Annotated in this window: 15 protein-coding genes; 7 read left to right on the forward strand and 8 right to left on the reverse strand. The window is 40.7% G+C overall.

What is annotated here, in order from left to right; all coding sequences use genetic code 11:
* The first annotated feature begins 2 nt into the window (after positions 1–2).
* The 3 genes from leuB (at position 3) to leuD (ending at position 3,249) form a co-directional block, all read left to right on the forward strand.
* On the forward strand, positions 3–1,109 hold the full coding sequence (leuB, locus tag G6554_RS12780; protein WP_166242413.1) for a 3-isopropylmalate dehydrogenase: 1,107 nt from the start codon (positions 3–5) through the stop codon (positions 1,107–1,109).
* A 134-nt stretch (positions 1,110–1,243) separates the two neighbouring features.
* Positions 1,244–2,662, forward strand: a complete 1,419-nt coding sequence (leuC, locus tag G6554_RS12785; RefSeq protein ID WP_166242415.1) for a 3-isopropylmalate dehydratase large subunit — start codon at positions 1,244–1,246, stop codon at positions 2,660–2,662.
* A gap of 2 nt (positions 2,663–2,664) precedes the next feature.
* Positions 2,665–3,249, forward strand: a complete 585-nt coding sequence (leuD, locus tag G6554_RS12790) for a 3-isopropylmalate dehydratase small subunit (protein ID WP_166242417.1) — start codon at positions 2,665–2,667, stop codon at positions 3,247–3,249.
* A gap of 36 nt (positions 3,250–3,285) precedes the next feature.
* Here the strand turns inward: leuD and G6554_RS12795 are convergent, their stop codons facing one another.
* Positions 3,286–3,597: a DUF3892 domain-containing protein gene (locus tag G6554_RS12795; RefSeq protein ID WP_166242419.1), complete on the reverse strand. Its 312-nt coding sequence runs from the start codon at positions 3,595–3,597 to the stop codon at positions 3,286–3,288.
* Positions 3,598–3,749: 152 nt separating this feature from the next.
* On the opposite strand from G6554_RS12795, the gene G6554_RS12800 reads away from it, so the two are divergent.
* Entirely contained in the window at positions 3,750–4,499 is a 750-nt protein-coding gene (locus G6554_RS12800) for an RDD family protein (protein ID WP_166242421.1), read from the forward strand.
* Positions 4,500–4,629: 130 nt separating this feature from the next.
* On the opposite strand, the gene G6554_RS12805 is transcribed toward G6554_RS12800, so the two are convergent.
* Positions 4,630–5,535 carry a hypothetical protein gene (locus tag G6554_RS12805; RefSeq protein ID WP_166242423.1) on the reverse strand — a complete coding sequence of 302 codons (906 nt, stop codon included), beginning with the start codon at positions 5,533–5,535 and terminating at the stop codon, positions 4,630–4,632.
* A 161-nt stretch (positions 5,536–5,696) separates the two neighbouring features.
* Entirely contained in the window at positions 5,697–6,413 is a 717-nt protein-coding gene (locus G6554_RS12810) for a VOC family protein (RefSeq protein ID WP_166242425.1), read from the reverse strand.
* Between the two features lie 143 nt (positions 6,414–6,556).
* On the opposite strand from G6554_RS12810, the gene G6554_RS12815 reads away from it, so the two are divergent.
* The gene (locus G6554_RS12815) at positions 6,557–8,104 is read left to right on the forward strand and encodes a glycosyl hydrolase family 28-related protein (RefSeq protein ID WP_166242427.1); all 1,548 of its coding nucleotides are present in this window, start codon (positions 6,557–6,559) and stop codon (positions 8,102–8,104) included.
* A 57-nt stretch (positions 8,105–8,161) separates the two neighbouring features.
* Here G6554_RS12815 and G6554_RS12820 read toward each other — a convergent pair whose 3' ends face one another.
* On the reverse strand, positions 8,162–8,851 hold the full coding sequence (locus G6554_RS12820; RefSeq protein ID WP_166242429.1) for an N-acetylmannosamine-6-phosphate 2-epimerase: 690 nt from the start codon (positions 8,849–8,851) through the stop codon (positions 8,162–8,164).
* Between the two features lie 74 nt (positions 8,852–8,925).
* The gene (locus G6554_RS12825) at positions 8,926–9,516 is read right to left on the reverse strand and encodes a DUF1836 domain-containing protein (RefSeq protein WP_166242431.1); all 591 of its coding nucleotides are present in this window, start codon (positions 9,514–9,516) and stop codon (positions 8,926–8,928) included.
* A gap of 132 nt (positions 9,517–9,648) precedes the next feature.
* On the opposite strand from G6554_RS12825, the gene trhA reads away from it, so the two are divergent.
* Positions 9,649–10,296 (forward strand): PAQR family membrane homeostasis protein TrhA, encoded by a 648-nt coding sequence (gene trhA, locus G6554_RS12830; protein WP_166242433.1) that lies wholly within the window; start codon positions 9,649–9,651, stop codon positions 10,294–10,296.
* A 118-nt stretch (positions 10,297–10,414) separates the two neighbouring features.
* On the forward strand, positions 10,415–11,236 hold the full coding sequence (locus G6554_RS12835) for a YitT family protein (protein ID WP_166242435.1): 822 nt from the start codon (positions 10,415–10,417) through the stop codon (positions 11,234–11,236).
* A 36-nt stretch (positions 11,237–11,272) separates the two neighbouring features.
* On the opposite strand, the gene G6554_RS12840 is transcribed toward G6554_RS12835, so the two are convergent.
* From G6554_RS12840 to G6554_RS12850, 3 genes are all read right to left on the reverse strand, one after another.
* Positions 11,273–11,650 (reverse strand): DUF488 domain-containing protein, encoded by a 378-nt coding sequence (locus tag G6554_RS12840; protein ID WP_166242437.1) that lies wholly within the window; start codon positions 11,648–11,650, stop codon positions 11,273–11,275.
* 89 nt (positions 11,651–11,739) lie between these two features.
* A complete protein-coding gene (locus G6554_RS12845; RefSeq protein WP_166242439.1) occupies positions 11,740–11,970 on the reverse strand; it encodes an excisionase family DNA-binding protein in 231 nt (76 codons plus the stop codon).
* A 36-nt stretch (positions 11,971–12,006) separates the two neighbouring features.
* Positions 12,007–12,942 (reverse strand): dipeptidase, encoded by a 936-nt coding sequence (locus G6554_RS12850; RefSeq protein WP_166242441.1) that lies wholly within the window; start codon positions 12,940–12,942, stop codon positions 12,007–12,009.
* Between the last annotated feature and the right edge of the window lie 207 nt (positions 12,943–13,149).

A 13,149-nucleotide genomic window follows, 5' to 3' on the forward strand; every position in this document is an offset into this window, starting at 1 on the left:
TAATGAAAAAACGTATTGTCTTACTTCCCGGTGATGGGATTGGAAAAGAAGTTATTCATTCTGCAAAAGATGTGTTACAGGCAATTGCCGAAGAATATAATCATAGTTTTTACTTTGAAACCCATGAAATCGGAGGAGCAGCCATTGACCTTTACGGCACTCCTCTTCCTGAAACAACTGTTGATGCCTGTAAACAAGCGGATGGTGTATTACTAGGAGCCGTTGGCGGACCAAAATGGGATAAAAATCCCTCCCACCTTCGACCTGAGAAAGGGTTGCTCGGCATCCGCAAAGCACTAGATTTATATGCAAACTTAAGGCCAATCAAAGGATTTAAAAATTTACTTCATGCTTCTCCATTAAAGGAAGAAGTAGTTTCAGGAAGCGACCTCCTTATTGTTCGTGAATTAACGGGCGGGCTATATTTTGGTACTCCGAGTGAACGTCGTGATAACGGTAATGCTGTGGTAGACACACTCTCTTACACCCGTAAAGAGATTGAAAGGATTGTCGATAAAGGCTTTCAAGCAGCACAGCAGCGGCGCGGTCACTTGACATCCGTTGATAAGGCAAATGTCCTCGAATCCAGCAAACTATGGCGTGAGGTAGTCGAGGAGAAAAAGGCTCAATATCCAGAAGTTGCGGTTGAACATGTTTTAGTCGATGCAGCGGCAATGAAATTAATCACAAACCCAACCCAATTCGACGTCATCGTGACTGAGAACCTATTTGGAGATATTTTAAGTGATGAGGCTTCAGTATTGACAGGATCACTTGGCATGCTCCCTTCTGCCAGCCTTCGCGAAGATGGGCTTGGACTTTATGAACCGGTTCACGGTTCTGCTCCAGATATTGCTGGCAAAGGCGTGGCCAATCCAGTTGCGATGATCTTGTCCGCTGCCCTAATGCTAAGATATTCTTTCCAATTGGAAGATGAAGCGAAGATGATTGAGGATGCCGTTCAATCCATCCTTGATGCCGGCTTCCATACAGGAGATCTCCAGGTAGCAGAGGGTCGCCTTGTTGGAACAGCAGAAATGACTAAGTTGATTGTCGATTATATCAAATCACAAAATGCTTCGAAATGTATCGCTAGCTGTTATTATTAAAAAGTTTTTCAGGGTAAACCGTCTTGAATAGGCGGTTTTCCTTTATAAATAGTGTAGAAAAAGTCATGCGATGATTGAAGCGAGGTAACCGCCGATTAGGAAATTCTAAATCTATAAACGTGAGGAAGGAAGCTATGCATACACCAAAAACGATTATCCAAAAAATTTGGGAACAACATGTTGTCCATCAAGAAGAAGGAAAACCAGATTTACTATACATCGATTTGCATCTCGTTCACGAAGTTACCTCACCTCAAGCATTTGAGGGATTACGATTGAACGGACGAAAGGTCCGCCGCCCGGATCTTACTTACGCAACAATGGATCATAATATTCCAACCCGTGACCGCAATGAGATTAAAGATCCAGTTTCGAAAAATCAAGTTGATACCTTACAGAAAAACTGTCAGGAATTCGGCATCGAATTATCTGATTTACATCACCCTGATAATGGTATCGTTCACGTGATCGGACCACAGCTTGGTTTAACGCAACCGGGAAAAACCATTGTATGTGGTGACAGTCATACCTCTACGCACGGCGCATTCGGTGCCCTTGCTTTTGGTATCGGAACAAGTGAAGTCGAGCATGTTCTGGCATCACAAACATTATGGCAGGCTCCTCCAAAAACGATGAACGTAAAAGTAAATGGCAAGCTTGGAGTGGGTGTAACCGCAAAGGACTTAATTTTAGCGATTATCGGTAAATTTGGCATTCAATTTGGAACTGGCTACGTAATGGAATACACAGGTGAAGCGATTCGTTCCCTTTCCATGGAAGAGCGTATGACGGTATGTAACATGTCAATTGAGGCCGGCGCTCGTGCCGGATTGATTACCCCTGACGAAACCACTTTTGAATATTTAAAAGGGCGGCGGCATGTTCCTAAAGGGGAGGCATTCGAGGAAGCTGTTGCCAAATGGCGTGCACTTGCAACTGATGAAGGTGCTTCTTACGATAAAGTAGTGGAAATTAATGCTGACGAAATTGAACCACAAGTAACGTGGGGTACAAACCCAGGTATGTGTCTCCCTGTAACCGCTGCTGTTCCAAATCCTAATGATGCGGTTAAAGTCAATGAAAAAGATGCAATTACCCGTGCCCTTCACTATATGGGACTTGAAGCTGATCAGCCCATAACAAGTATCCAAATTGACCATGTCTTTATTGGATCCTGTACAAACTCTCGCCTAAGTGATTTACGGAAAGCAGCAGAAGTCATTCGCGGCAAGAAGGTTAATCCTGCTGTTAAAGCAATTGTTGTACCTGGTTCTTTTATTGTAAAAATGGAAGCCGAAAAAGAAGGAATTGACCAAGTCTTTAAGGATGCCGGCTTTGAATGGCGTGAGGCCGGATGCAGCATGTGCTTAGCAATGAATGATGATATTGTTCCTCCAGAAGGACGCTGTGCTTCCACATCAAACCGAAACTTTGAAGGCCGTCAAGGAAATGGGGCTCGTACCCATCTGGTTAGCCCTGAAATGGCAGCAGCAGCTGCGGTAGCGGGTCATTTTGTTGATGTCCGCAAATTCACTGCACAGGAGGTTTACTAATCATGGAACCACTACGTACACACCAAGGCCTTGTTTTTCCATTAAACCGATCAAATGTTGATACTGACCAAATTATTCCGAAGCAATTTTTAAAGCGGATTGAACGAAGCGGTTTCGGCCAATTCCTATTCTATAACTGGCGTTTTGATGATGCTGGCAAACCTCGTGAAGATTTCTCATTGAATGATCCAAAATATAAAGGTGCTTCCATCATCGTGGCCGGTGAAAACTTTGGCTGCGGCTCATCACGTGAGCATGCTCCGTGGGCCGTTCAGGACTTTGGATTTAAAGTCGTTATTGCCCCAAGTTTTGCTGATATTTTTAAAAATAACTGCGCAAAAACTGGGATTCTAACCGTTCAAGCTTCTGAAGAACAAGTTCAAGAGATTATTCGTAAAGCAGAATCAACTGCGTATACCCTAACTGTAGACCTTGAAGAACAAGTGGTTTACGACAACGAAGGATTTAAACTGACTTTTGATATCGCACCATATCCAAAACAAATGCTATTAAATGGCTGGGACGAAATCGGTGTTACATTAAGCTACGAGGATAAAATTAAGCAATATGAACTTGCACACAGTTAATAGAAAGAGCTTGGAATCCAAGCTCTTTTTTCCTATCTAGAATTCTGGCAAGTGATCGAGATTATTTTCCTTTATCCCATCTGGTTCGCTGCGGATAATATCTCTCCCGTATTTGTGGAAAACATCTATATGCGCAATCTTCCCTTCCTTTGCCTCGGCGAGTGCTGATATATAATCCAGTTCCCTTCCAGTATTAGTTTTAAAAGCAATCAGGTCCCCTTCATCGTTTTTTCTGACGGCGACAAATTCCTCTTTACCATCCAGATTCGATCGATCCGCTTCCATAAGGGCCTGTTGTTCAGTTTTCTGCTTGTATTGTTCATATATTTTTTCAAAGTCTTGTTCCATCCTGTCACCTCCGAACATTTGTTAGTATTTTTCTTTTTTTTAAAATTATCCTCTATTCCGAAATTGTCACAAACTGTTCAATATTTACCCTGTCGAATAAAATTACCCTTTTATCGTGCGTGGTATAATTTACCTAATTGGGGGTGATCAAATTGGATGCAACGGAAGGAAATGCATGGTTTTATATACGAAATCATCAGCAACTGGGACCCATTGGATTATTTGAACTGAAAAAAATGTTTGAACAAGGTATACTCACTCCTGAAACCTATGTTTGGACAAAAGAGTTGAATCAATGGCAAATGGCCAAAAGCCTTGAACTATTGCCAGCTCTAGTCTTCAAGCCCAATGTGTTGGCGCGACCTGAAGAAAATTTAGCTAGTACTTGGGATGAGCAAATTAAAGATATCTATCCAAAAGGAAGACCATTCGTACGATACCTAGCAAGGCTTTTTGATTTATCACTTTTTTCACTCGTTTTAATCACCTTTGTATCGATATTTTCTCCCAAATTCATACTAGAGACATCGGGAATCTTAATCTTTATGCTTAGTCTGATTCTATATGTTTTAGTAGAAGCCTCCATCCTTGCGATTTTCGGAAATACATTAGGGAAGACCATCCTAAACGCTCGCCTTCGAACAATTAATGGTGAACCGCTTCATTTCCTGACCGCACTAAAGCGAAGCATTTTTGTAACAGCAGCCGGAATGGGCTTTGGAGTACCTATTATTCATTTTATCTGCTCTTATTTTTCATATTTTGATCTTAAAAAGAATGGGATGTCCACCTGGGATCAGCAAATTGGAACAATGGTCCTTTATGGAAAGGTTAGCCCTATCCGGATTGTTATTGTTAGTCTCTTGCCAATTGCCTTATTAATTGCCGGTCTGTCCGTTTAGGTATTTTCTTTTTTTGCATTGTAAAAAGCTGAACAACCACTTCTAAACAAAAGCCCTCCATACACCAAAATGGAAGGGCTTTCGCATTATCCGAATAAACTCAACAGCATTCATAAACCGCACGTCCACCCTAGGAGGACACATGTCCACGAATGGTGCCTGACACCCTTTCTCCTATTTCCTTAATATTTATCATGATTAAGTACAGGCAAAAGATGACGATGAGGTTGAATGGTAAGATTATTGCGAGCATGGTCCACACCCCTTTTTGTCCCGTTTGGATTTGCAGGATAGCCATGGCTGTTAGGGCTGTTAGCAAGGTTATTTGTTTGATAATGATTATGGATGACAGCAGATATCCAAACGGTTTTCGTTTCATTAATAATAGCCCAGCTAGAATTCCTATTGGGATAACAAATCCGAGATCCAAGGCCTGTATCACCAATGTTGTATAATGTTCAATTCCCACTGGTGGCTTATCTTGGATGAGAGGAGGCACAATCTTCCCTATCCACATGGCTCCAAACATGAAGGACACTGCAATTAAAAAACAACTGATAAAGGTAACCGGAAGTTTTTCTTTAAAAAATAGTGGCAGAGTAGCAAGTTCAAATGACATCATTGCAAGTGTAAAAGCAAAGAAACTTAAGGACATAAGGGATACATAGATGAGGAAAAGTGAATTATACATGGCAAGGAATGAATAAGAGGCATAGGTGTAAAGAAAATACCCCAAGGTACCTGTAAGGAGCAGTTTTCCTTTTACCTGGCCCTTTCGAGATAAATAGAGTGAGAACAAAAGCAGCGGTATTCCTAAAAACAAGGTAACATAATCTTGCGCAATTGCTTGCGCTGCCATCGAAACAGAATCATGCTGGTAAAGACCCTTTCCAAAAACAGTGATTGTTTCTCCAAATACGGACTGATAGTTATACTCCCCTGAGCCATTACTTGACAATATGGCAGAGGCCGTTGCAAAAATGGATAATAACGTAATAACGATGACGAGTAAATGGATTGATTTTTGGTATTTCATGATGGATTCCTCCCTTCGCTTATTTACAAATATTCGTTTCTCCCCCCATATTAACCCAAATTTTTCTATTCCACTCAGCTGTACACAATCTGTTCATCAAAAGTTCAGAAATTAAAAAACCGAGATCTTGTGTAAAAAGTCCCGGTTCACTGTTATGAAGTTTACCTGCCGCTATAAATACCAATCGGATTTCCATCAAGATCAAGAAATTGGGCAAATGTACCGCCGCTAGGAATCTCCGTTTCCGGTATGATCACTTTCCCGCCAAGCTGGGTTACCTTCTCTAAACATGCTGCCATGTCCGCTACTCTAAAATAAAGAGTCATGTAAGGTCTTTCTTCAAATGTCCAATTGAATAAATGCCCACTTAAGCCGGCCTCTACTTCTGAGATATTCATGACAGGACCATCATCCGTAATTCGCCAATTAAAAACAGATTCATAGAACCTTTGTGAACAATCCCCTTCTCTAGCAGCAATTTCGAAGAAACCAATTTGATTAAACTCAATCTCTTTTTTGCTTTGACTCGCGGTATGGGTCCCACCATGGTAAACCCCCATGATAATTCCATCTGGGTCAACAAATTGGGCAATCGAGCCCCCGGTTGGAACTGCCATTTCCGGAAGTATGACTGTACCACCCATTTCCTCAACTTTTGCCAAACATTCCTGAATGTTTTCGACATTTATGTACATGCTGGTATGTGTCGGATGGTCTTGATGCGGCCATTTTAGGATATGACCGCTTAAGCCTGCACCAGAAATTTGCAGCAATGGCCCAACATCGGTGATTTTCCAATTAAACAAACTCTCATAAAAATTTTTCGCTTGATTGCCGTCTCTTGCTGCAATAACAAACATTTTAAGTGTGTTTCCCATATTTCCAACCCCATTTCTACCTAACTTCTATTTTCAGTTTACAGTATAAGCTTCCTAAAGAATTACTTAAACTTCGACAAAAAGGGTACTTTTTCCTTTATAGCGGAAAAGGCTATAATACTTGTAGTAGGAGTGACACAAAAATGCCAAGATACGATAAAACCCATGACCCTCTAAAAAATAGCAAGCTACTTGAGCAAATTAGCGGAAAACGACTTGATATGGTAAGGGTAATCAGTGAGACCGAGGAATATTTTGAGCACTACCGATTGGAACCATTTCTTCGAATTTCCAAAACGAAACATTCACTTACTTTTTCTGAAAAAATGAAGGAGCGGTTATTCCTCCTTACGGCTAAACCTTCACATCTTTTGGCACCATCGCGAATGAAAGTGGATAGTCAAGGAAATGTGGTGCCCGATTGGAAAGACAAGCTTGATCATGAATTTACACGGCTAGCTGAAAACATCGCAACGGAAGTGAATATTGCGGATTTTGGTGCTGTTGGGGATGGAAAAACGGATTGCACGGAAGCTTTTAAAAAGGCACTCGCCACGGGACGGGTGAAGATTGTTATACCCCCAGGAGTGTTTATCACAAAAGAAATCCGTCTGCCGTCGTGGACATGGCTTGTTGGATCTGGAAAAGGTTTAACCACTATTAAGCTTCATAACCAAGCCCCCAAGGGAAAACGCCTACTTACAAACGCTAATCATTGGCGAGGCAATCACCATATTTTTGTAGAAAGAATGAGCTTAGACTGGAATGTGGAGAGGCTTGGTGAAGTGACAAAAACGAGTACATGGGGCAATCATTCCAGCTGCCTGACCTTTGCTAATGTTACTTATGGCTGGGTTAAGGATGTTGAAGGAATAAATCCAGGGCTTCATTGCTTCGATATTTCCTCCACACAGTACAATTATGCGGGTGACGGATATCGTGCCCGCGGCGGCAGCAAGTACGTCTGGATCGATCAAGTAACCGGCTATGGCTTTGGTGACGATGGGATCACGACACACCATAGTGATTATATCTTCATTTCCAATTCCCATATGTGCGATCCGAGCGGACGTGCGCATCTAAAAGGTTTTTCCAATTCTAATGGAATCGAAGTGGATGATGGTTCGCGAAATGTGTTATTAGTGAACAATTCATCCGCCAGGTGCTTTGGCGGTGTGGAAATTAAAGCCCATCAGAATTCCTCAGCAGCATCCAATGTGCAAATAGTTGGGCATCTCTCAGTGAATGATAATCGGGCCTTTAACTTCCGCCATATCGGGCATCACAAAATCACTGATGCCGCATCACAATCAGCCTTCAATATTATCGCTGTGAACCTTGCAGCAATCGCACCAATTTTTACAGACTTATATACGAATTCTACACCGCGAGGCATGGTTATTTCCGCCTACAGGAATGTCGTAGTTAACCATTTTACACTGATTGGCGATCCCGATTATGATTACAAAGGGAATCCTTTAATTGCCCTCCAATATCGGGCAAGAAATGTGTGCCTAAATAATCTCACTGCCTCTAATTTTACGAATGCTGGCGCCATGATTAAAGTTTATGGCGGCGAAAATCGTGCGGATTCTATTCAAATCAATCAAGTGCATCCTAAGGATTCATCTTCTAAAGAAATAGAGGTCGGAGTAGGGGTCCAACATATTAAAATACAGCAAATCACATAATGACCCCTATCAAAATAAAAAACATATGGCTAAACCATATGTTTTCTCCCACCTTTTTTAGCTTATTGCATTAACAAATCTTTTTGTAATTTCCATCGGTCTTGTTATGGCCGACCCCACTACTGCCATATGGATTCCCCGATCAAATACAGCCTTTAAATCTTCAGGACTCCAAATCCCCCCCTCGGCAATTATTGGGATTGGAATGTCCTTTACTAACCTCTCGATTAAATGAACATCAGGGAGATTCTGCCCACGAGTGTCTCTTGTATATCCTCTTAACGTTGTTCCAATACAATCGAAGCCCAATTCATAGGCTAATTTAGCATCCTCATAGTTTGAGCAATCAGCCATAAATAGCTGGTTAGTATACTTTTCTTTTATTATAGGAAAAATCTCACTAATCGTCTTTCCATCTGGTCTTACCCTTGTAGTTGCATCAATAGCAATAATATCGACGCCTTCTTGATATAGGAGTTCTATTTCTCCTAGAGTGGGAGTAATGAACACTTCAGACCCTTCATAAACACGTTTTATAATGCCTATAATTGGTAAATCGACTGTCTTTTTTATTTCTCGAATATCCTCCACACTGTTTGCTCGAATCCCACTTGCTCCTCCAAGCATTGCCGCATAGGCCATTCTCCCCATAATAAAAGGGCTGTGAAGTGGCTCATCCGGAAGAGCTTGGCAAGAGACTATTAGTTTTCCTTTTAGCTGTTCAAATAATTGATCTGGTGTTTTCATTAGAAGCATCTCCTTGTTAAAAGAATTCCCCCGTTCAAACAGGCGGAAATACCTCGACTAATCGAAGTGTTAAATTATCTTTGACTCTTTCCCTCTTTTTCAACAACGATTTCATCTACAAGCTTTTCGGCAACTCTTCGGTATAAATTACTCATGTGAACAAGGGATGAAATCATGAGCACCTGTTCGAGATAGGGGGAACTCTCCTTTTCATTCTTGGTGATTTCCTCTTTAACATCCTTCACCCGCTCCTCCATATCCACTTTAAAATCAACCGTATTTCGGCCGGTCAGATGCAAATAGCTTAAATAAAAAGTATCTAAATCAACATCCTCATCTACAATCTTTTTGTTCATGCCACTAAGGGTTACCTTAATATCATTGATTGATAGTGCCCCTTTAAGCTGGTAAATCAAACCCATTAGGATCAAATGCTCTTTCGAATACTTTTTATTTTGAATCGGAAAGATTAGCTTTCCCTTTGCATAGTTATTAATCATCGTTTTGGTAAGTACCTTTTCGTCCTCATTCCGCTTCGACGCATTGAACTTATTTTCAAATAATTGAATGACTTGATCCATATATAAGTCTATTTTAGGTATTTCATCCAAGGATAAGCTTGTTTCTAAGCCAAGTTCATCCATAATCTTTTTTATTTTTTCCATGATAAAAGAACCCCACCGTTTTGATTAGTAATTTTATTATACACAAAGAGATATAAGTTGACTAGATTTCGTTTTATTCGTATTATTGTAAGTAGTTATTAAAACTACGTTATGTGTTAGGGGGAATTTTCAATGTACAGTTACATGAGGGAACCTATTAATGGATTAACCCATTTGGCAGGGGCAATTTTTGCCTTTATCGGTCTGCTAGCAATGGTTATAAAAGCGGCATTAACCACTCCAACTCCGCTTGCACTTTCGGCCGTCATCATTTTTGGCGTCAGTATGATTTTGCTTTACTCGGCATCGGCGACCTATCACATGGTTATTGCCCGTGCTAATGTTATTGCCTTTTTAAGACGGCTGGACCATTCAATGATTTTTGTATTAATTGCCGGTACTTACACACCGTTTTGTTTTATTAGTTTAAACGGAAAGACCGGTGCCATTCTATTTTCGATTATCTCAGGTGTCGCTATTAGTGGAGTCGTTTTTAAAATGGTGTGGTTCAACTGTCCTCGCTGGATTTCGACCGCCTTGTATATCGCGATGGGCTGGATGATTGTGTTTGTTTTTTCACCCTTAACTAGCAGCCTAAACCCAGTCGGATTGTTTTTATTGGTACTTGGTGGAATTTTCTATACTATAGGTGGAATCATTTATGGGGCAAAACCAAAGTTTTTAGAATCGAAGTATTTAGGCTTCCACGAGATTTTTCACACTTTTATTTTACTTGGCAGCTTAGCACATTTTTTATCTGTTTATTTGTACGTCATTTAAAGCGCCTGCTGACAAGGCGTTTTTTTTATCGAATTTATGACATTAAACATTTTAAATTGACTCACACTATAAAGAGGTGTTAAATAGAAAAGGCACAAAATTGATTGAGGTGTTTTTCTTGTTTCGATTACTTTTTCAAATTATTGTTATTGGGCTATGCTCCATTCTTTTCGGATTTGCCTTTAATACCTTCCTAATTCCACATAAGCTTACATCAGGTGGTGTAACAGGCATCGCCTTTTTCATTCACCATTTTACGTCCATTAATACTGGATGGGTTATTTTAGCCATTAATTTCCCCTTATTTTTTATAGGATTGAAATACCTTGGAAAAAGATTTGTATTGCTTACTGGTTATGCTGTTCTGGTTTTATCGTTAAGTATGAAGTTTATTCCGATTCATGCGATTAGCCCTGATATTATGCTATCATCGATTATTGGCGGCGCCCTGTACGGGATCGCTGTAGGAATCATTATCCGTCTTGGAGGATCCACTGGCGGAACGGACATTATCAGTCTTACGCTTGCCAAACAAAAAAATATGCAGGTTGGCTTTTTAAATACCTGTATGAATCTTTTGGTAGTCGGAATTTCCGGATTGATCTTTGGATGGAATATTACATTGTATACAATTATTGCTATCTATGTAGCTGGTCGTGCTGTGGATATGGTTTACACCACCCAGAATAAGTTGACATTAACCATCGTAACGGAGAAATATGATGAGCTTAGTGAGGCCTTGATCCGGCTTCATGCCAGAGGGGTTACGATAACCGATGCGGAGGGAGCCTATACACATACACCAAAAAAGGTGTTAACCACCGTCATCACCAAATTCGAACTGAACGAAACGAAACATGCCATTCGGACAGTAGATTCGAAGGCATTTGTAAACATCATGCAAACGATGGAAGTCATGGGACGCTTCCGCAGAGATTAAAAAGGCAGTTGGGCCATTAGGGTCCCAACTGCCTTTTTACCTTTTCTCTTCTTCCATTAATCGAGCAAGTTCAAGCATTAAAACTTGTGCGTGATTATTGACCGGATCCTTTGCTCCATAGAGTAGTGTGACTCTTTCACTTGATGCAATCTCGAAAATCTGCCTGATATATCGTTGTTTATCATCATCCGTACGAAGCTCTTTAAGATATTTATCGGTAAATTCCTCAAATAGCTCAGGTTTATGGCAAAACCATTTCCGCAGCTCTGGACTTGGAGCAATTTCCTTAAACCAATAAGATAACCTCGCCGCTTCTTTAGAAATCCCCCGTGGCCACAGCCGATCGATTAAAATTCGGCAGCCATCTATCGCATCATATGGTTCATACACTCTTTTCAGAAAAATAGTAGACATAAAAGCACCCCATATTCTGTTTGGTCCCATTAAAACAGCAAATGTCCACCCTAGGCGGACAGTGTCCACAAAGGGTGTCAGGCACCAAATTAATCTTCGTCTTTCACATCGATACTCTCTGGGATTGGTTCGCTCAGGATTTCATCGATTAGTTGTTTGTATTTTTCTAGTTGTTTTAGGTGGGTATTGAATTGTTCTTTGTATATTAGATACTCGCTGCCATCAAATAGGGCACGAACTTTCTTTTGTTGGATAAGGCTTTTGACGGTTGCTTCTGGTACCGATAAATATTCTGCTGTTTCTTTTATGGTAAGGTACAATGTTTTTACTCCCCTCATACAATTTTTCCCAATCAACTAGGATCCAATACCAGGACGATGGTTAAGGAAGTTCTCGAAGGCAAAGCCCCTTACTTCTTCCTCTTTAAAATTCTTTAACAACTCATTGATGAGATTTTGGCTTTTAGAGGCATCCTCTAGATCTTTTACAAACATTGAAATTCCGTCGAAATCCGATCCTAAACCAATTTGCCGCATTCCTCCTAGCGAGCAAAAATGATCAATATGCTTTACCAGGTCCGCAATTGACACCTCACCTGCTTCTTTAACAAAAGGCGGATGGTAGACAACATGAATCAATCCCCCTTTGGCAAACAGCGCTTTTGCCTGTTCATCCGTTAAGTTTCGTGGGTGCTGGCATAATGCGCGTGCATTGGAATGACTCGCAATTGGATATTTGGCTAATTCAATAACCTCCCAAATCCCTTTGTCACTTAAATGCGATACATCTGTGAGAATTTGATGCTCGTTATTAAATTCAACAATCTCTTTCCCGAACAGCGTTAGACCGGCGCCGCGCGGCTCACCGGCACCGTCAGCCGCAAGATTTGCTTGATTCCATGTTAGGCCTATGGACCGAACACCGAGTTGATAAAGAATATGGAGTTTTGCTAAATCATTGCCAATTGCATCTACACCCTCGAGCGTGAGCATGGCACCAATCTGCCCTATTTTTAAGCGGTCAAAATCAGACCATTCCTTGATATGGACCATATCGGGATTTCTCCCCAGCACTTCTTTGTAAAAATAATCGATTTGCTCAAGAGCGACCTGGAATTTCTGATCTCCTTTAAGGTAGGGCTCAATGAAAATCGCAAAGCATTGCACCTTAATTTGGCCTGTTTGCAATCGTGTTTTATTTGTATGTAATTCCGGTGAATCTGCAAACCTTAGTGCCCCATTTGCTTCCTGGAGCTTCATCAAGGCATCACAATGAAGGTCGATGATATTCATATTTCAAAAACCCCTTTTTATTAAATTCTACCACATGAAAAGGTCGCTTTCGTATACAGTGCAGTTATAAATCAAAGAAAAAATCTTTAGTATTATGTAAAATTACACTTTGATACTTAGACTTCATGATTTATTTAACAGTTTGATTCCACTATGAGCGAATTTTTAGGTTTCATGAGCGAATCTCCGCGTTTCATGAGCGAATTT

This window comes from Bacillus sp. MM2020_4 (assembly GCF_011250555.1).
In the GTDB taxonomy this organism is placed as follows: Bacteria; Bacillota; Bacilli; order Bacillales; family Cytobacillaceae; genus Neobacillus.

Bases quoted from the DNA above. Each gene is read 5' to 3' on its own strand.
- G6554_RS12825 (WP_166242431.1), bottom strand. From the start codon at position 9,516: ATGGAAAAAATAAAAAAGATTATGGATGAACTTGGCTTAGAAACAAGC.
- G6554_RS12810 (WP_166242425.1), bottom strand. From the start codon at position 6,413: ATGGGAAACACACTTAAAATGTTTGTTATTGCAGCAAGAGACGGCAAT.
- leuD (WP_166242417.1), top strand. From the start codon at position 2,665: ATGGAACCACTACGTACACACCAAGGCCTTGTTTTTCCATTAAACCGA.
- trhA (WP_166242433.1), top strand. From the start codon at position 9,649: ATGTACAGTTACATGAGGGAACCTATTAATGGATTAACCCATTTGGCA.
- G6554_RS12840 (WP_166242437.1), bottom strand. From the start codon at position 11,650: ATGTCTACTATTTTTCTGAAAAGAGTGTATGAACCATATGATGCGATA.
- G6554_RS12805 (WP_166242423.1), bottom strand. From the start codon at position 5,535: ATGAAATACCAAAAATCAATCCATTTACTCGTCATCGTTATTACGTTA.
- G6554_RS12820 (WP_166242429.1), bottom strand. From the start codon at position 8,851: ATGAAAACACCAGATCAATTATTTGAACAGCTAAAAGGAAAACTAATA.
- G6554_RS12850 (WP_166242441.1), bottom strand. From the start codon at position 12,942: ATGAATATCATCGACCTTCATTGTGATGCCTTGATGAAGCTCCAGGAA.
- G6554_RS12815 (WP_166242427.1), top strand. From the start codon at position 6,557: ATGCCAAGATACGATAAAACCCATGACCCTCTAAAAAATAGCAAGCTA.
- leuC (WP_166242415.1), top strand. From the start codon at position 1,244: ATGCATACACCAAAAACGATTATCCAAAAAATTTGGGAACAACATGTT.
- leuB (WP_166242413.1), top strand. From the start codon at position 3: ATGAAAAAACGTATTGTCTTACTTCCCGGTGATGGGATTGGAAAAGAA.
- G6554_RS12795 (WP_166242419.1), bottom strand. From the start codon at position 3,597: ATGGAACAAGACTTTGAAAAAATATATGAACAATACAAGCAGAAAACT.